The sequence below is a fragment of the Enterobacter sp. ODB01 genome (genome assembly GCF_001623605.1).
Classification (GTDB): Bacteria; Pseudomonadota; Gammaproteobacteria; order Enterobacterales; family Enterobacteriaceae; genus Enterobacter; species Enterobacter kobei.
On record NZ_CP015227.1, the window covers coordinates 286,786 to 303,110 of the forward strand.

The 16,325-nt window shown below is 57.3% G+C and carries 16 protein-coding genes; 3 read left to right on the plus strand and 13 right to left on the minus strand.

Features of this window, described 5'->3' with window-relative positions:
- Positions 1–77: 77 nt before the first annotated feature.
- Positions 78–1,115, minus strand: coding sequence for an oxidoreductase (locus A4308_RS01355; protein WP_014882132.1), 1,038 nt, complete (start codon positions 1,113–1,115; stop codon positions 78–80).
- Positions 1,116–1,370: 255 nt separating this feature from the next.
- Here A4308_RS01355 and yhhY point away from each other — a divergent pair, with 255 nt between their 5' ends.
- Positions 1,371–1,859, plus strand: a complete 489-nt coding sequence (yhhY, locus tag A4308_RS01360; protein WP_045281833.1) for an N-acetyltransferase — start codon at positions 1,371–1,373, stop codon at positions 1,857–1,859.
- A gap of 87 nt (positions 1,860–1,946) precedes the next feature.
- Here the strand turns inward: yhhY and ggt are convergent, their stop codons facing one another.
- The gene (ggt, locus tag A4308_RS01365) at positions 1,947–3,692 is read right to left on the minus strand and encodes a gamma-glutamyltransferase (RefSeq protein ID WP_023331796.1); all 1,746 of its coding nucleotides are present in this window, start codon (positions 3,690–3,692) and stop codon (positions 1,947–1,949) included.
- Between the two features lie 123 nt (positions 3,693–3,815).
- On the opposite strand from ggt, the gene A4308_RS01370 reads away from it, so the two are divergent.
- On the plus strand, positions 3,816–4,193 hold the full coding sequence (locus A4308_RS01370; protein WP_045281834.1) for a DUF2756 family protein: 378 nt from the start codon (positions 3,816–3,818) through the stop codon (positions 4,191–4,193).
- On the opposite strand, the gene ugpQ is transcribed toward A4308_RS01370, so the two are convergent.
- The 10 genes from ugpQ to livK all read right to left on the minus strand — a co-directional run bounded on the left by ugpQ (position 4,177) and on the right by livK (position 14,248).
- Complete coding sequence (gene ugpQ / locus A4308_RS01375; RefSeq protein WP_023336597.1) at positions 4,177–4,923, minus strand: glycerophosphodiester phosphodiesterase; 747 nt, start codon at positions 4,921–4,923, stop codon at positions 4,177–4,179. The genes A4308_RS01370 and ugpQ overlap by 17 nt on opposite strands.
- Positions 4,920–5,990, minus strand: a complete 1,071-nt coding sequence (locus A4308_RS01380; RefSeq protein WP_014882127.1) for a sn-glycerol-3-phosphate import ATP-binding protein UgpC — start codon at positions 5,988–5,990, stop codon at positions 4,920–4,922. Before A4308_RS01380 ends, ugpQ begins: the two co-directional genes overlap by 4 nt.
- Position 5,991: 1 nt before the next feature.
- Positions 5,992–6,837, minus strand: coding sequence for a sn-glycerol-3-phosphate ABC transporter permease UgpE (gene ugpE, locus A4308_RS01385; RefSeq protein WP_023331793.1), 846 nt, complete (start codon positions 6,835–6,837; stop codon positions 5,992–5,994).
- A complete protein-coding gene (ugpA, locus tag A4308_RS01390; RefSeq protein ID WP_023331792.1) occupies positions 6,834–7,721 on the minus strand; it encodes a sn-glycerol-3-phosphate ABC transporter permease UgpA in 888 nt (295 codons plus the stop codon). Before ugpA ends, ugpE begins: the two co-directional genes overlap by 4 nt.
- 106 nt (positions 7,722–7,827) lie before the next feature.
- Complete coding sequence (gene ugpB / locus A4308_RS01395; protein WP_045281835.1) at positions 7,828–9,144, minus strand: sn-glycerol-3-phosphate ABC transporter substrate-binding protein UgpB; 1,317 nt, start codon at positions 9,142–9,144, stop codon at positions 7,828–7,830.
- 268 nt (positions 9,145–9,412) lie between these two features.
- Complete coding sequence (gene livF, locus A4308_RS01400) at positions 9,413–10,126, minus strand: high-affinity branched-chain amino acid ABC transporter ATP-binding protein LivF (RefSeq protein ID WP_006812273.1); 714 nt, start codon at positions 10,124–10,126, stop codon at positions 9,413–9,415.
- Position 10,127: 1 nt separating this feature from the next.
- Positions 10,128–10,895: a high-affinity branched-chain amino acid ABC transporter ATP-binding protein LivG gene (gene livG, locus A4308_RS01405; protein WP_014882123.1), complete on the minus strand. Its 768-nt coding sequence runs from the start codon at positions 10,893–10,895 to the stop codon at positions 10,128–10,130.
- Entirely contained in the window at positions 10,892–12,169 is a 1,278-nt protein-coding gene (gene livM / locus A4308_RS01410) for a branched chain amino acid ABC transporter permease LivM (protein ID WP_014882122.1), read from the minus strand. The genes livG and livM overlap by 4 nt, the downstream gene beginning before the upstream one ends.
- Positions 12,166–13,092, minus strand: a complete 927-nt coding sequence (livH, locus tag A4308_RS01415) for a high-affinity branched-chain amino acid ABC transporter permease LivH (RefSeq protein WP_014882121.1) — start codon at positions 13,090–13,092, stop codon at positions 12,166–12,168. The genes livM and livH overlap by 4 nt, the downstream gene beginning before the upstream one ends.
- Positions 13,093–13,138: 46 nt before the next feature.
- On the minus strand, positions 13,139–14,248 hold the full coding sequence (livK, locus tag A4308_RS01420; RefSeq protein WP_045281846.1) for a high-affinity branched-chain amino acid ABC transporter substrate-binding protein LivK: 1,110 nt from the start codon (positions 14,246–14,248) through the stop codon (positions 13,139–13,141).
- A 424-nt stretch (positions 14,249–14,672) separates the two neighbouring features.
- Here livK and panM point away from each other — a divergent pair, with 424 nt between their 5' ends.
- Positions 14,673–15,062, plus strand: coding sequence for an aspartate 1-decarboxylase autocleavage activator PanM (gene panM / locus A4308_RS01435; protein ID WP_045135385.1), 390 nt, complete (start codon positions 14,673–14,675; stop codon positions 15,060–15,062).
- A gap of 109 nt (positions 15,063–15,171) precedes the next feature.
- On the opposite strand, the gene livJ is transcribed toward panM, so the two are convergent.
- Positions 15,172–16,272, minus strand: a complete 1,101-nt coding sequence (gene livJ / locus A4308_RS01440) for a branched chain amino acid ABC transporter substrate-binding protein LivJ (RefSeq protein WP_014882117.1) — start codon at positions 16,270–16,272, stop codon at positions 15,172–15,174.
- Between the last annotated feature and the right edge of the window lie 53 nt (positions 16,273–16,325).

The window sequence follows — 16,325 nt, forward strand, 5'->3', positions numbered from 1 at the left end:
CAGCCTGGGATCATAGAGGGTGAAAATTGACTCCTCTGTTCAAAAATTGTGAACAAGCGCAGAGGAGCCGTTTTTGCTTATTTCGCGAGGGTGATCGTGGCAGGAGAAGCCTGTTCGAACGCCCGCTCGAGCAGTTCGAGGTTGGTAAGAACGTCAGATTCCTTGACGTAATTGGGTGCCCCGCGGGTCAGCGTTTCAAACAGCGCATCGTAGACGCGACCATAGTCGCCGGTTTCCGGCTTCAGCGCTTCTTTGACCGTTACGCCTTCGTCGTTGACATATTCCAGTACGCCCACGGAATCATCCGCCGCAAAGCCCGGTTCACCCGGCATAATGTTGGCCTTCAGACTCGTCTCCTGCTGGTCGATACCGTACTTGATGAACGAGCCACGGGTGCCGTGAACGATAAATTTCGGATAGTCGATTTTCACCAAATGGCTGGTTTTGACGATGGCTTTCAGGTCACCGTAGAACAGCTGCGCTTCAAAGGTATCGTCCGGGTTGGCTTTATTGCGCAGACTGCGAATGTCATACGCAGCGTGGTCCGGCCGGCCAAACAGGGAGATGACCTGGTCCATAGTGTGCACGCCAAGTCCGTAGAAAGAGCCATCCTGAGGCAGCCCGGGTTGGGTTTCCGCTACCGGACGGTAGTAATCAAAGTGACTTTCGATTTCCACAATGTCACCGAGCTTACCGCTTTCAATCGCTTTTTTCGCCGTCAGGAAACAGCTGTCAAAGCGACGATTCTGGTACGGCGTCACGGTTAGCCCTTTGCTTTTTGCCAGCGCGAACAGCGCTTTCGCTTCGGCAAGGGTTGGGGTGAACGGTTTTTCCACCAGCACGTTTTTGCCCGCTTCCAGCGCGCGTTTCGCATAGTCAAAATGGCTGTCGGCGTGGGTGCAGACAACCACCAGCTTAACCTGCGGGTCGTTAAGCACCTCATCGAGATCGCTGGTGAAATGAATATGGGAGTACTGCGGGAGTTGCTCTTCCGGCTTCGCGCGGCGGCGGAAGATGTGCGCGACGTGCCAACTGTCTTTACGGTTGAGAACATACGGCAGGTGATAGCGGGTCGTACTTTTACCAAATCCAATAAATGCGCAATGTAGTGTCATGGCTCAGTCCTTTTGGAAGGTTACTGAGTCTAACCATAACAAAAAAAAGCCAGCTAAAAGCTGGCTAAAGTAATACTGGAAGCAATGTGAGCAATGTCGTGCTTTCAGGTCCCCGTAGGGGTCTTCCTGAATGCAGAGCAATAATAATCATTCTCATTCGCACTTGTCCAATACTTTTTGCAAAAAATAGCGGTTGACTCAAATTTTAAAGTCATTGATGTTGAGAGGGACATTTAACTGACTGAGGAACAAGGGATGAGTGAGATTGTGATACGCCACGCGGAACCGAAAGATTATGACGCCATTCGTCAGATCCACGCCCAGCCGGAGGTGTACCACAACACGCTACAGGTTCCTCACCCTTCGCTGGAAATGTGGCAGATGCGGCTAGGCGACCAGCCCGGTATTAAGCAACTGGTTGCCTGTATGGACGATATCGTGGTTGGGCACCTCACCATTGATGTTGCCCAGCGCCCGCGCCGCAGCCACGTGGCCGATTTTGGTATCTGCGTAGGCGCACAGTGGCACAACCGCGGCGTCGCCAGCGCGCTGATCCGCACCATGATCGACATGTGCGACAACTGGCTGCGCGTCGACCGCATCGAATTAACGGTGTTTGTGGATAACGAGCCGGCAATAGCCGTGTACAAAAAACACGGATTCGAGATTGAAGGTACTGGCAAGCGCTACGCCCTGCGCAACGGTGAGTATGTGGATGCGTATTATATGGCGAGAATGAAGTAATTTGTTGCCGGGTGGCGGCTTCGCCTTACCCGGCCTACATTCGTGCCGTTGTAGGCCCGGTAAGCGCAGCGCCACCGGGCAACAAAATCAGTACCCCGCCGTCAAATCATCTACCGAACGCGGGTCCGATGCCCCAAACAGCGCGCCGTCCGGCCCGACCATAATGCTCTGGGTGCTGCCCATCGCCTCTTTTACCGCCACCTTCTGTCCACGTTGCTCCAGCAGTTTGATGGTGTCCGGGCTAAAGCCCTTCTCAACGCGCAGTTCATCCGGCAGCCACTGGTGATGAAAACGCGGCGCGTTGGTCGCTTCGGCGACGTTCATCCCAAAATCGATGCTGTTGACCACCATCTGCAATACCGTAGTGATAATCCGGCTTCCGCCAGGACTGCCGGTGACCAGCCAGGTTTTACCGTCTTTCACCACGATAGTGGGTGACATGGATGACAGCGGTCGCTTCTTCGGCCCAACCGCATTCGCATCGCCGCCCACCAGACCGTAGACGTTCGGCACGCCCGGCTTGGCAGAGAAATCATCCATCTCGTTGTTAAGCAGAATGCCGCTGTTGCCCGCCACAATCCCGGTACCAAAGGTGGTGTTGAGCGTATAGGTCACCGCCACCGCGTTACCGTCTTTATCCACCACCGAGAAGTGGGTGGTCTGGTTGCTTTCATACGGTGCCAGCTTGCCGGGGCGGATCTCGCTGGACGGTTTAGCCTTGTTGATGTCGATCTCATCAGCAATGGATTTGGCATATGCCTTGTTGGTCAACGCCTGCCACGGCACCTTCACGAAGTCCGGGTCACCGAGGTATTCCGAGCGGTCGGCGTAGGCGCGTTTTTCGGCCTCCGCCATTACCTGCATCGCATCCGCGCTGCCGAAGCCGAACTTATGCATATCGAAGTTTTCAAGAATATTGAGGATCTGCACGATGTGGATCCCGCCGGAGGACGGCGGTGGCATCGAGAAGACTTCGTAGCCGCGATAGGTTCCGCTAATTGGCTCACGCTCTACCGCCTTGTACTCGGCCAGGTCCGCTTTGGTGATGAGCCCGCCGTTTTTCTTCATCTCTTCAGCAATCTGGTCAGCAATCGCCCCTTTGTAGAACGCGTCCGGACCGTTTTCAGCTATCAGCTCAAGGCTTTTGGCGAGGTTCTTCTGCACCAGCTTATCGCCCTTCTTCAACGGCTCGCCGTCTTTCCAGAAGATGGCTTTACTGTTTTCGTGATTGGGAATCACTTCACTGCCGTAGGTTTTGAGATCGTCCGCCAGAGCGTCATTCACCACAAAGCCGTCCCGGGCCAGTTTAATGGCTGGCTGCACCACTTTGTTCAGCGGCATGGTGCCGTATTTCTCCAGCGCCAGCGAGAAGCCCGCCACGGTGCCCGGCGTACCGCTTGCGAGATGGGAAGTCAGGGATTTTTTACTGTCCGGGTTCCCCTGGTCGTCGAGGAACATATCGCGGGACGCCTGAGCAGGTGCCATTTCGCGGAAGTCGATGGCGGTCGTTTTGCCGTCTTTGGTGCGCAGCATCATAAAGCCGCCGCCGCCCAGATTCCCCGCCTGCGGGTGCGTTACCGCCAGTGCATATCCCACCGCGACCGCCGCATCTACCGCGTTACCGCCCTGTTTGAGAATGTCGACGCCCACATGGGTTGCCAGCGCATCCACGGACGCCACCATGCCGTGGGTTGCCCGCACGGGATGAAAAACATCTTCCTCCACGCCATACGATACTGGCGGAGCCGCTGGCGGGTTGGCCGCCACGCTAAATGTCCCGCCTGCCATCAGCGCGGCGATGGCGACCCAGCGCAAAAACGTTGGTTTCATCATTATTGTTCTCCAGGTGAAGGGATCCATATTCCCCGCTTAAGCCTGGTTCACAACTCCTAAAAAATCATCGTCATGGTGAAATCAGGGTAAACTTAAGAGAGACCTCAACAGGAGGAAATGACAATGAAACGCTTACTGATCCTTGCGGTGCTGATCCCGTTTGCCGCGCTCGCACAGCCACTTAACACCATGAACAATCCGAACCAGCAGGGTTATGTTATCCCGAGCCAGCAGCGTATGCAGACGGAGATGATGAGCCAGCAGCAACAGCAAAAAGGGATGCTGAACCAGCAGTTGAAAACACAGACCCAGATGCAGCAGCAGAGCCTGCAAAATCAGATGAACGCCAACACCCAGCGCGTACAGCAGGGACAGGTGCGTGAGCAGCCGCTGCCGAATAAAAACGGTGGGATGTTAGGTGGGATGACGTCGTCAGGCAGCGGACAGCAGCATATGCTGCCGTCGCAGTCGAATGGCAGTATGCTTAACCCGCAGAACTAAAATTCGGGCCGATCAGGTCTATGGCATCGGTACAGATGCTGTCCACGCCCCAGCGCAGCAGTTCGGCTGCACGCTGGGGTTTATTCACGGTATAAACCAGAATATGCAGACCCGCGTCTTTGAGCATCTTCACCCGCGCCTCGTCCAGCAGCCTGTGATTGAGATGGATAGAGACACAGCCTAAGCGGGTCGTCAGCTCGCGCCAGTCCTCACGCCACTCGTCCAGCAGCAGCCCACGCGGGAGTTCAGGCACGGCAGCCTGGGCCGCTTCCAGGGCGTCAATTTCAAACGAGGAGAGCAGCGGCGCCGTCATCCCTTCCCATAGCTCACGCGCGGCCAGCGCAATGACTTTACCCGTCAGCGTCCCGGTGCCGGTGGTCGGTTTGATTTCAATGTTTGCCATCATGCCGTGCTGACGACAGCGGTCCGCCACCTCCGCCAGCAGCGGAAGCGGTTCGCCTTTGAATTCACCGCTGTACCAGCTTCCGGCATCCACTTTCAGCAGATCGCGCCACGGCAGTTCACCCGCCACGCCCCAGCCGTTGCTGGTGCGTTCGAGGTTGTCGTCATGCAGCAGGAAAATCTCGCCGTCCTTCGACAGCTTGGCGTCAAACTCGATCATCGTGTGACCGTAGCGCGCGCCAACATCAATCGCCGCCAGGGTATTTTCCGGCGCCAGTTTACCGCCGCCACGGTGGGCGACGATGTGGGGATAAGGCCAGTTGCTCATACTCGTTGTCCTGTTTCACCATCAAAGAGGTGCAGATGATTTTCCGGCAGGTGCAGCCACAGCGTGCTGCCTGCTTTCGGGCGCTCCTGATGTGCCAGACGCACCACCATTTTTTGCTCGCCCCAGCGCCCGTGCGCCAGGTTATCTGCCCCCAACATCTCCAGCGTGTCCATCACCAGCGGCACGCCGCCGTCCGCCTGAGAGGTTAAACCGATATGCTCGGGGCGGATCCCGAGCGTCATCTTACGCCCGGCGTAGCCACGATAGTACCAGTTGATCGGTAATGCCATCCCGCTTTCCAGCTCAAAGTGCGTGCCTGCATTGCTGATACGCCCTTCCAGCAAATTCATTGCCGGGCTGCCGATAAAGCTCGCCACAAAGCGGGTGGCCGGTTTCTCGTAAACATCCACCGGCGTACCAATCTGCTCGGCGATGCCTTTGTTCATCACCATCACGCGCTGGGCAAGGGTCATAGCTTCGACCTGATCGTGGGTCACGTACAGGGAGGTGGTTTTCAGACGGCGATGGAGCTGTTGCAGCTCAAGACGCATCTGCACGCGCAGCTTGGCATCCAGGTTGGAGAGCGGTTCATCGAACAGGAATACCGCCGGGTCGCGCACGATGGCGCGCCCCATCGCCACGCGCTGGCGCTGACCACCGGAGAGCTCGCGCGGGCGGCGCTTGAGCAGGCCGTCCAGTTCCAGAATGCGTGCCGCTTCTTTGACGCGCTCGTCGATATGGCCTTTGCCCATGCCGCGGATTTTCAGCCCCCACGCCATGTTCTCTTCCACGCTCATGTGCGGATAGAGGGCGTAGTTCTGAAACACCATCGCAATACCGCGATCCTTCGGTTCCATCTCGGTGACGCGCTGGCGGTCAATCCAGATATCGCCCGAGGTCACGCGCTCCAGCCCCGCCACCATGCGCAGCAGGGTGGATTTGCCGCAGCCGGACGGGCCAACCATCACGATAAATTCCCCGTCCGCTACGTCGAGCGTCAGCGGCTGAATGACCTGGGTTTTGCCGTCCCAGCTTTTGGTTACTGCCTGAAGTTTTAAACCTGCCATCTTATTTCTCGCTATCGACCAGGCCGCGGACAAACGCGCGCTGCATGGCTAAAACAATGACTACGGGTGGGATAAGGGTGAGCAGCATCGCCGCCATCACCTGGTTCCAGAGGGTGGTGCCTTCGCCGGTGGCAATCATGCCTTTGATGCCCGCGACGGCGGTGCCGAGGCTGACGTCCTGGATAATCAGCAGCGGCCACAGGTACTGGTTCCAGCCGTAGATAAAGGTGATCACAAACAGCGCCGCAAGGTTGGTTTTCGACAGCGGCAGCACGATATCGCGGAAGAAGCGCATAGGTGACGCGCCGTCGATACGCGCGGCTTCAATCAGCTCGTCCGGCAGGGTCATAAAGAACTGGCGGAACAGGAAGGTGGCGGTCGCCGAGGCCATCAGCGGCAGGGTTAAGCCCGCGTAGCTGTCGAGCATCTTTAGGTTGGCGATCACTTCCACCGTCGGGAAGATACGCACTTCCACCGGCAGCATCAGGGTGATAAAGATCATCCAGAAGAAGAGGTTGCGCAGCGGAAAACGGAACCAGACGATGGCGAAGGCGGAGAGCATCGACACCGTGATTTTGCCGACGGTGATGCCGAACGCCATGATGAAGCTGTTGAGCATCATCAGCCAGAACGGCGCGCTGTTCGCGCCCACGCCCTGGGTCCAGATGGTCTTCATGTTCTCAAACAAATGCGAACCTGGGATCAGCGTCATCGGCGTGTCGAACACCGCTTTGGTGTCCAGCGTGGCGGCGACAAACGCCACGTACAGCGGAAACAGGATGACGATGATCCCTAAAATCAGCATGGTATGGCTGAAAATCGTCAGCCCGCGACGGTTCTCAATCATTGGTAGCGCACCTTACTTTCAACATAGCGGAACTGCACCACCGTGAGGATGATGACGAGGAACATCAGCACCACCGACTGCGCGGCGGAGGCCGAGAGATCAAGCCCCGCAAAGCCTTCGCGGTAGATCTTATAGATAAGCGTCGTGGTCGCCTGCACCGGGCCGCCCGCGGTCGCCGCGTCGATCACCGGGAAAGTGTCGAAGAAGGCGTACACGAGGTTAACCACCAGCAGGAAGAAACTCACCGGGGCGATCAGCGGCAGCGATAATCTGAAGAAGCGGCGAACCGGCCCTGCGCCGTCAATCGCCGCGGCTTCCACCAGCGAACGCGGGATGGACTGCAGTGCGGCAAAGAAGAACAGGAAGTTATAGCTGATCTGCTTCCACACCGAGGCGAACACCACCAGGAACATCGCCTGACCGCTGTTCTGGGCGTGGTTCCAGTCGTAACCCAATTCGGCCAGGAAATGGGTAATCAGCCCGCGCCCCGGGTTAAACAGGAAGATCCACAGCACGGCCGCAACGGCGGGCGCGACGGCGTAAGGCAGCAGCATCAGGGTCTGATACAGGCGGCTGCCGCGCACCACGTAATCCACCAGCGCGGCAAAGAACAGCGAAGCGACCAGACCGCTGACGGTGACCAGCGCGCTGAATTTCATCGTCGTCCAGAAGGAGTCCAGATAGTAGCTGTCGTGGAACAGCGCGGTGAAGTTGTCCAGGCCAACAAACTGGCTGGACAGCCCGAACGGGTCGACGCTTTGTACCGAGTACCACAGCGCTTCGCCCGCAGGCCAGATAAAGAAGATAACGGTGATGACCAGCTGCGGCGCGACCAGAAGATAGGGCAGCCAGCGGGAGCGGAACACCGGACGGGATGATGACATTGAGATTGGGTTCCTGAACAATGCCGGGTGGCGGCTACGCCTTACCCGGCCTACATGTGGCACGTCGTAGGCCCGGTAAGCGTAGCGCCACCGGGCGAATCACAGATTACGATTTGGTCGACTGCTCAAAACGGCGCAGCAGCTGATTCCCGCGTTCTACCGCTGAATCCAGCGCCTGTTGAGGCGTTTTCTTCCCGGTCCACACGCTTTCCAGCTCTTCATCCACGATGGTGCGGATCTGCGGCATGTTGCCCAGACGCAGACCTTTGGTGAACGGCAACGGCGGCTTGTTCAGCATCTGACGCGTCGCGATATCCGCGCCCGGGTTTTTGCTGTAGAAGCCCTGCTCGCGGGTCAGGTCATAGGCGGCTTTGGTGATCGGCAGGTAGCCGGTTTTCTGGTGCCACTCAGCGGCAATCTCTGGCTTCGCCAGGAAGTCGAGGAACTCGGCCACGCCTTTGTAGGTGCCCTTGTCTTTGCCCTGCATCACCCACAGGCTGGCCCCGCCGATGATGGCGTTCTGCGGCGCGCCCTTCACGTCAGCGTCGTACGGCATCATGCCCACGCCGTAGTTGAATTTGGCGTAGTGACGGATATCTGCCAGCGAACCGGAAGACGCGGTGGTAATGGCGCAGTCACCGTTGTAGAACTTTTCAGTGGATTCGTCTTTACGGCCGAAGTAGCTGAAATCGCCCTTTTTGTTGAGCGCTTCCAGCAGCGCAATGTGCTTCACCTGCTCCGGCTTGTTGAACTCCAGTACCGCGTCAATGCCGTCGAAGCCGTTGTTTTTGGTGGCAACCGGCAGGCCGTGCCAGGCGCTGAAGTTTTCAATCTGGATCCAGCCCTGCCAGCCGCTGGCGTAGCCGCACTTCATGCCCGCCGCTTTCAGCTTAGCGGTGTATTCCGCCAGGTCTTGCCAGGTTTTTGGCGGCTGCTCCGGATCTAAACCGGCTTTCCTGAAGGCATCTTTGTTGTAGTACAGGACCGGCGTGGAGCTGTTAAACGGCTGAGACAGCAGGTGACCGGTTTTGGAATCGGTGTAGTAGCCCGCCACGGTTGGCACGAACTGCGACTCGTCGAAGTTGATGCCCGCCTCTTTGAAGACTTCATAGACCGGCTTGATGGCTTTCGAGGCCATCATGGTCGCGGTACCCACTTCATAAACCTGTAACAGTGCAGGGGCGTTACCGGTACGGAAGGCGGCGATGCCCGCGCTCAGGCTCTGCTCGTAGTTGCCTTTGTACACCGGCACAATCTTGTAATCCGGGTGGGTGTCGTTGAAACGCTGCGCCAGGGAGTCAACTTCTTTACCCAACTCCCCTTCCATGGAATGCCAGAATGGAATGGTGGTGACAGCCATTGCGTTCGTCGCAAAAGCCAGACCCAGTGCCAGACCCAAAGCTGTGTGTCGTAACGATGTCATTGTCATCTCTCTTATTGTGCCGGATGCGCGATATCACGCGTTTTATGCTCGCGAGGTAACATGACATGCTCGAATGACAGAAAAATAACTGTTTGTTTACAGATAAGTGACAGCAAAGCGTCAGGGGGATGATGGTTGTGTGAAGGGTGTTGGGGGGTTGGGTGATTGAGTGCGGTCTGATGCCCTCACCCCGGCCCTCTCCCACAGGGAGAGGGAGAAAGGCATGTAGGCCCGGTAAGCGTAAGCGCCACCGGGCAACACAGACGGCTTAGCCTCCGAGGTACGCGCTCCGCACCGCTTCGTTCGCCAGCAGCGCATCGCCGGTATCTTCAAGCACCACGCGGCCGTTTTCCAGCACGTAGCCACGGTCGGCGAGCTTCAGCGCCTGGTTGGCGTTCTGCTCGACGAGGAAGATGGTCATCCCCTCTTTACGCAGCTGCTCGATGGTGTCGAAGATCTGCTGGATGATGATCGGCGCCAGACCGAGCGACGGTTCGTCCAGCAGCAGCAGGCGTGGCTGGCTCATCAGCGCGCGGCCAATCGCCAGCATCTGCTGCTCACCGCCGGACATGGTGCCCGCACGCTGAATACGGCGCTCCCACAGGCGCGGGAAGAGTTCGTATACCCACTTGATGCGGGTCTGGTATTCATCGCGGTGAGCGAAGAAGCCGCCCATCGCCAGGTTCTCTTCCACCGTCATGCGCGAGAAGACGCGACGCCCTTCCGGAACAATCGCCACCGCTTCACGCATGATTTTTGCAGTCTGCCAGTCGGTAATGTCTTTGCCATCAAACACAATCCGCCCGCTGGTAGCCCGCGGGTCGCCGCACAGGGTACCGAGCAGCGTGGTTTTGCCCGCGCCGTTGGCGCCAATCAGGGTGACGATTTCACCCTGATTGATGTGCAGGCTGACGTCGTGCAGCGCCTGGATCTTGCCGTAGTGCGCATTGACCTTGTCGAACGTTAACATCGCTTTTTCCATCTTATGCCTCACCAAGGTACGCGCGGATCACGTCCGGATTGTTGCGGATCTCTTCCGGCGTGCCGTTTGCCAGCGGCGTGCCCTGGTTGACCACGTAAATACGGTCCGAAATACCCATCACCAGCTTCATGTCGTGCTCAATCAGCAGGATGGTGGTGTCGTGGTGATCGCGCAGCTCGGCAATCAGCTCGTCCAGCTCTTTGGTCTCTTTCGGGTTGAGGCCCGCCGCCGGTTCGTCGAGCATCAGGATCTCCGGCTGCGTCACCATGCAGCGCACAATCTCCAGACGACGCTGATCGCCGTAGGCCAGGTTGCTCGCCTGACGGTTGGCGTGCTGCAGCAAGCCGATGCGGTCGAGCCAGGTGGCGGCGCGGTCGAGGGCCTCCTCCTGGGCGCGGCGGAAGGCCGGAGTCTTCAACAGACCGGAGAACAGCCCGGTTTTGAGCTGCTGATGCTGTGCCACCAGCAGGTTCTCAATCACCGTCATCTCGCGGAACAGGCGCACGTGCTGGAAGGTACGCACCACGCCCATGCGGGCAATTTGCTGGCCCGGCAGCCCTTCCAGGTGCTTATCGCGCAGCATGATGGTGCCGCCCGTCGGCTTGTAGAAACCGGTCAGGCAGTTAAACACCGTGGTTTTTCCCGCGCCGTTGGGGCCAATCAGGGAGACGATCTCTTTCTTATGCAGATCCAGATTCACGTTGTTGACCGCCAGCAGGCCGCCAAAACGCATCATCAGACCGTTAACGGATAATAATGGCTGACTCATGCCTGCTCTCCTTTCGCTTTCCCGTTCTTCAGCTTCAGCTGTGGACGGGTCATCGGCAGCAGGCCCTGCGGACGCCAGATCATCATCAGCACCATCAAACCACCCAGCATCAGCATGCTGTATTCGTTAAAGTCACGCATCAGCTCGCGCGAGACCACCAGCAGGATGGCCGCGAGAATGACGGCAAACTGCGAGCCCATCCCGCCGAGCACCACAATCGCCAGCACAAAGGCCGATTCGGCAAACGTGAACGATTCCGGGCTGACGAAGCCCTGACGCGCGGCAAACAGCGTCCCGGCGAAACCGGCAAACGCGGCGCTGATGGTAAACGCGGTCAGCTTGATGCGGGTCGGGTTCAGGCCCAGGGAGCGGCAGGCGATCTCATCTTCACGCAGCGCTTCCCACGCGCGGCCCAGCGGCATGCGCAGCAGACGGTTAATCACGAAAAGGGTCACCACCACCAGCAGCAGCGCAACCAGGTAGAGCCAAATCACGCGGTCGGACGGGTCATACTTCACGCCAAAGAAGTTGCTGAAGGTATCCCAGCCGCCTTCGCGGGCGGTACGGCTGAACTCCAGCCCGAAGAAGGTCGGTTTCGGGATCTGGCTGATGCCGTTCGGACCACCGGTGATTTCGGTGTTATTCAGCAGCAGGATACGGACGATTTCGCCAAAGCCTAAGGTCACAATCGCCAGGTAGTCACCGCGCAGGCGCAGCACCGGGAAGCCAAGCAGGAAGCCCGCAGCGGCAGAAACCAGGCCCGCCAGCGGCAGACAGGTCCAGAAGCCGAGGCCGTAATAATGGTTCAGCAGCGCGAAGGTGTAGGCACCGATGGCGTAAAAACCACCGTAGCCCAGCACCAGCAGGCCAGAGAGCCCCACCACCACGTTCAGACCGAGACCCAAAATCACGTAAATCATGGTCAGGGTAGCGATATCCACCGTGCCGCGCGAGACCACGAATGGCCACGCCACGGCCGCCACCAGCAGCGCCACGAGGAACAGCTTTTGCTTCACGGTGGAACCGTCGATAGCCGGAAGAACAAATTTCGGCCCGGAGACACCTTTCAGCGTCTTCTGGAACAGCGGACGCAGCAGCTGGAACAGGAACACCACCGCCGTGCCAATAAACACCCACTGCCAGCGGATATCAGGTGCGGTATCCACCACCAGTTTGGTGCCGCTCAGCTCCAGCTGGACGCCCATAAAGACGCCCGCCAGCACGAAGAACATGGCGGCAGAGAGCAGCGCCATTGCAAAATGCATCGGTTTCATACTTTCTCTACCTCCGGACGGCCCAGAATACCGGTAGGCATGACCAGCAGAACCAGAATCAGCAGGGCAAACGACACCACGTCTTTATATTCGGTGCTCAGGTACGCCGAGGAGAGCGCTTCCGCCACGCCCAGGATCAGGCCACCGATCATCGCGCCAGGAATACTGCCGATACCGCCAAGTACTGCCGCGGTGAAGGCTTTCATTCCGGCCATAAAGCCGATGTACGGGTTGATCACGCCGTAGAACTGGCCGAGCAGCACGCCCGCCACTGCCGCCATCGCGGCACCGATCACGAAGGTCAGGGCAATCACGCGGTCAGTATTGATGCCAAGCAGGCTCGCCATCTTCAGGTCTTCCGCGCAGGCACGGCAGGCGCGCCCCATGCGGGAATAACGGATGAACAGCGTCAGGGCGAGCATTGCAATAAAGGTCACGACCCAGATGACGAGCTGCATGGTGGTGATAGAGGCAGAGAAGTTTTCGCTGGCCCCCACGATCCACTGGCCGTTAAACAGGCTTGGCAGCGCCACGTCGCGCGACCCTTCGGTCAGGCTGACGTAGTTTTGCAGGAAGATCGACATCCCGATGGCGGAGATGAGCGCAATCAGACGCTTGGAGCTGCGCACCGGCCGATAGGCCACGCGCTCGATGCTCCAGCCATAGGCGCTGGCGATCACAATGGCGCCGACAAACCCGGCGGCAACCAGCAGCCAGCTGCTGTCGATGCCCATCATCATCAGGGCGGCGATGATCATAAAGGAGATGTAGCTACCGATCATGTACACCTCGCCGTGGGCGAAGTTGATCATGCCGATAATGCCGTAAACCATCGTATAGCCGATGGCAATCAGCGCGTAGGTGCTTCCCAGCGTGACGCCGTTAAACATCTGCTGCAGGAAATAGAGAAACTGCTCGGACATATGCAAACCTTTTTATTCCCGCCCGGCGGTCCGGGCGGCGGGATAATTATTTGGCGGCCGAGGAAGACCCGTCGGCGTGCCACTTAAAGACACCAAACTCAAATCCCTTCAGATCGCCTTTCTCATCCCAGTTCAGCGGCCCAATCACGGTGTTCGCCCCGTGTGCTTTTAAATCTTTCACCAGATCCAACGGCTCTTTGCTGCCGGTACGCTCCAGAGCCGTCGCCAGAGACTGTACGGCCGCGTAGGTGATCCAGACATACGGACCACTCGGGTCCTTTTTCTGCGCCTTAAGCGCATCAACGATAGCCTTGTTCGCCGGATCCTGGTCATAGCGTTTTGGCATCGTAACCAGCATGCCTTCGGCAGAATCGCCCGCGATGTTCGACAGGGAGGCATTACCCACGCCCTCTGGTCCCATAAACTGGGTTTTCAGACCGGTGGCGCGTGCCTGACGCAGCATCTGCCCCATTTCAGGGTAGTAGCCGCCGTAGTAAACGAAGTCGATGTTCTCTTTTTGCAGACGAGCAATCAGCGCGGAGAAGTCTTTCTCACCGGCAGTGATGCCGTCGAAGAAGACGATGTTCGCGCCACCTTTTTTCAGGCCGTCCTGAACGGAACGCGCCAGGCCTTCGCCGTACTGCTGCTTGTCATGAATGATGGCAATGCGCTTTGGCTTTATGGTTTCGAGGATAAATTTGGCGGCGGTGGGTCCCTGGGAAGAATCGAGACCGGCGGTACGCATAATGTGCTGATAGCCGCGCTGGGTCAGTTCTGGGTTAGTGGCGCCGGGGGTGATCATCAGAATTCCTTCGTCTTCGTAGATATCAGACGCAGGCTGGGTGGACGATGAGCACAGGTGGCCAATCACATACTGGATGCCATCGTTGACGATTTTGTTGGCGACCGCGACGGCCTGTTTCGGATCGCAGGCGTCGTCATATTCCACGCCCACCAGCTTGTCGCCTTTGATGCCGCCTTTGGCGTTGATGTCTTTGATGGCCTGGCGCGCGCCGTTGAACTCCATATCACCCCACTGGGCAACAGGGCCGGACATTGCGCCCACGACCGCAACTTTGATCTCTTCCGCCATGGCTGCATGCGAGATCGCCAGTGCAACCATTCCCGCGATAAATGTTTTCGCGTTCCTTTTCATCTCAGAATCCCCATTCGTGATGTCGTGTTTATATTTTGTTTTATTATGGTTAAAAAGCATTCTGTACTTTTAATGCACAACGCTATTTTTACCAGTGCCTTTAATGGTTTAGCGCAGTTTTTTGCCAAAAACCAGACTAAAATCTCTATTTTTCAGGCGATTAAGCAAAGATAATATTCTGAAATCATGCAGAGATAAACAAATAAAAGTGCAGTTTGCAGCATAAAATAACGGTACAAAGCGCCGAATAAATCACTACCATTCAGGTTAAAATTCTGCTTATTTTTCGATCCATGTGTTTTCAAACTGCCCAGCGCGTTACCAAAAAACTAATCACCTGGTTAATGAGAATAAAAAGAGGAAGCCGCTGAGTGAATAAATTGAGTACACTGCCCCTACTCAATTTGATTTGGACATGTAGCTAATGAAACTGACTATCGTGCGTCTGGTGACCTTTAGCGACCAGGATCATATCGACCTGGGCAAGATCTGGCCGGAATATTCCCCTTCGTCGCTACGCGTCGACGAGACTCACCGCATTTATGCCGCGCGTTTCAACGAACGCCTGCTGGCTGCGGTTCGCGTGACCCTGAGCGGTACAGAAGGGGCGCTGGACTCACTGCGTGTACGTGACGTCACCCGGCGTCGCGGCGTGGGGCAGTATTTAATTGAAGAAGTGATCCGCGAAAACCCGAACGTGACCTCATGGTGGATGGCTGACGTAGGTGTAGAAGACCGCGGCGTGATGGCGGCGTTTATGCAGGCGTTAGGGTTTACGGCGCAGGAGAGCGGGTGGGAGAAGCGCCAGGGATGAATTGTGCGGCCTGATGCATGCGGTGCGGCCTGATGCCCTCACCCCGGCCCTCTCCCACGGGGAGAGGGAGAAAACACTAAAAAAGGCAACTTACGTTGCCTTTTTGCGTTTATTTTGCGTCTGTCGCCGTACCGTTGGCATGCCAGTCAAACACGCCGAACTCAAAGCCTTTCAGGTCACCCTTCTCATCCCAGGACAGTGGTCCCATCACGGTTTCGACGGTGTTCGCTTTCAGCCAGGTCGCAATCTCAGCCGGATCGGCTGACTGGTTCAGACCCGCCTGCAGAGACTGAAGCGCCGCGTAGGTGGTCCAGACGAACGCGCCGCTTGGATCCTGTTTCTTCGCCTTGATGGCATCTACGATAGGTTTGTTCGCAGGGACCTGGTCGTAGTTCTTCGGCTTGGTCACCAGCAGGCCTTCAGCGGATTCACCTGCGATGTTAGACAGGGAAACGTTCGCTACGCCTTCAGGCCCCATAAACTGGGTTTTCAGACCGGCTGCACGCGCCTGGCGCAGGATCTGGCCCATCTCCGGGTGGTAACCGCCGTAGTAAACGAAATCGATATTCTCTTTTTTCAGGCGCGCCACCAGCGTGGAGAAGTCTTTCTCACCGGCAGTGATCCCATCGAAGAAGACCACATTGGCGTTGCCTTTCTTCAGACCATCCTGCACCGCACGCGCCAGACCTTCACCGTACTGCTGTTTGTCATGAACAATCGCGATACGCTTCGGCTTCACTTTATCCAGAATGTATTTCGCCGCCGTTGGACCCTGGTCAGAGTCCAGGCCCGTGGTGCGCAGGGTCAGTTTGTAGCCGCGCGCGGTCAGCTCCGGTGCGGTCGCCGCCGGGGTGATCATCAGAATCCCTTCGTCTTCGTAGATGTCAGACGCAGGCTGAGTTGAGGAAGAGCACAGGTGACCGATAACGTATTTGATCCCGTCGTTCACCACTTTGTTCGCAACCGCTACCGCTTGTTTCGGGTCACAGGCATCATCATATTTTACGATCTGCAGTTTTTCGCCTTTAATACCGCCCTTAGCATTAATGTCTGCAACCGCCTGTTCAGCGCCCGTAAATTCCTGGTCGCCGTACTGTGCTACCGGACCGGACATTGCGCCAACCACAGCCACCTTAATGTCTGCCTGTGCCATGGTGCTGAATGCCAACGCAATACATCCTGCCAGTAACGCTTTACCCTTCATGTTCATCCTGAGATTCCCCATTATTATGGTTATTACGATTGTTGTGATGTTGTTGTGCA

Bases quoted from the DNA above. Each gene is read 5' to 3' on its own strand.
- A4308_RS01355 (WP_014882132.1), bottom strand. From the start codon at position 1,115: ATGACACTACATTGCGCATTTATTGGATTTGGTAAAAGTACGACCCGC.
- yhhY (WP_045281833.1), top strand. From the start codon at position 1,371: ATGAGTGAGATTGTGATACGCCACGCGGAACCGAAAGATTATGACGCC.
- ggt (WP_023331796.1), bottom strand. From the start codon at position 3,692: ATGATGAAACCAACGTTTTTGCGCTGGGTCGCCATCGCCGCGCTGATG.
- A4308_RS01370 (WP_045281834.1), top strand. From the start codon at position 3,816: ATGAAACGCTTACTGATCCTTGCGGTGCTGATCCCGTTTGCCGCGCTC.
- ugpQ (WP_023336597.1), bottom strand. From the start codon at position 4,923: ATGAGCAACTGGCCTTATCCCCACATCGTCGCCCACCGTGGCGGCGGT.
- A4308_RS01380 (WP_014882127.1), bottom strand. From the start codon at position 5,990: ATGGCAGGTTTAAAACTTCAGGCAGTAACCAAAAGCTGGGACGGCAAA.
- ugpE (WP_023331793.1), bottom strand. From the start codon at position 6,837: ATGATTGAGAACCGTCGCGGGCTGACGATTTTCAGCCATACCATGCTG.
- ugpA (WP_023331792.1), bottom strand. From the start codon at position 7,721: ATGTCATCATCCCGTCCGGTGTTCCGCTCCCGCTGGCTGCCCTATCTT.
- ugpB (WP_045281835.1), bottom strand. From the start codon at position 9,144: ATGACATCGTTACGACACACAGCTTTGGGTCTGGCACTGGGTCTGGCT.
- livF (WP_006812273.1), bottom strand. From the start codon at position 10,126: ATGGAAAAAGCGATGTTAACGTTCGACAAGGTCAATGCGCACTACGGC.
- livG (WP_014882123.1), bottom strand. From the start codon at position 10,895: ATGAGTCAGCCATTATTATCCGTTAACGGTCTGATGATGCGTTTTGGC.
- livM (WP_014882122.1), bottom strand. From the start codon at position 12,169: ATGAAACCGATGCATTTTGCAATGGCGCTGCTCTCTGCCGCCATGTTC.
- livH (WP_014882121.1), bottom strand. From the start codon at position 13,092: ATGTCCGAGCAGTTTCTCTATTTCCTGCAGCAGATGTTTAACGGCGTC.
- livK (WP_045281846.1), bottom strand. From the start codon at position 14,248: ATGAAAAGGAACGCGAAAACATTTATCGCGGGAATGGTTGCACTGGCG.
- panM (WP_045135385.1), top strand. From the start codon at position 14,673: ATGAAACTGACTATCGTGCGTCTGGTGACCTTTAGCGACCAGGATCAT.
- livJ (WP_014882117.1), bottom strand. From the start codon at position 16,272: ATGAACATGAAGGGTAAAGCGTTACTGGCAGGATGTATTGCGTTGGCA.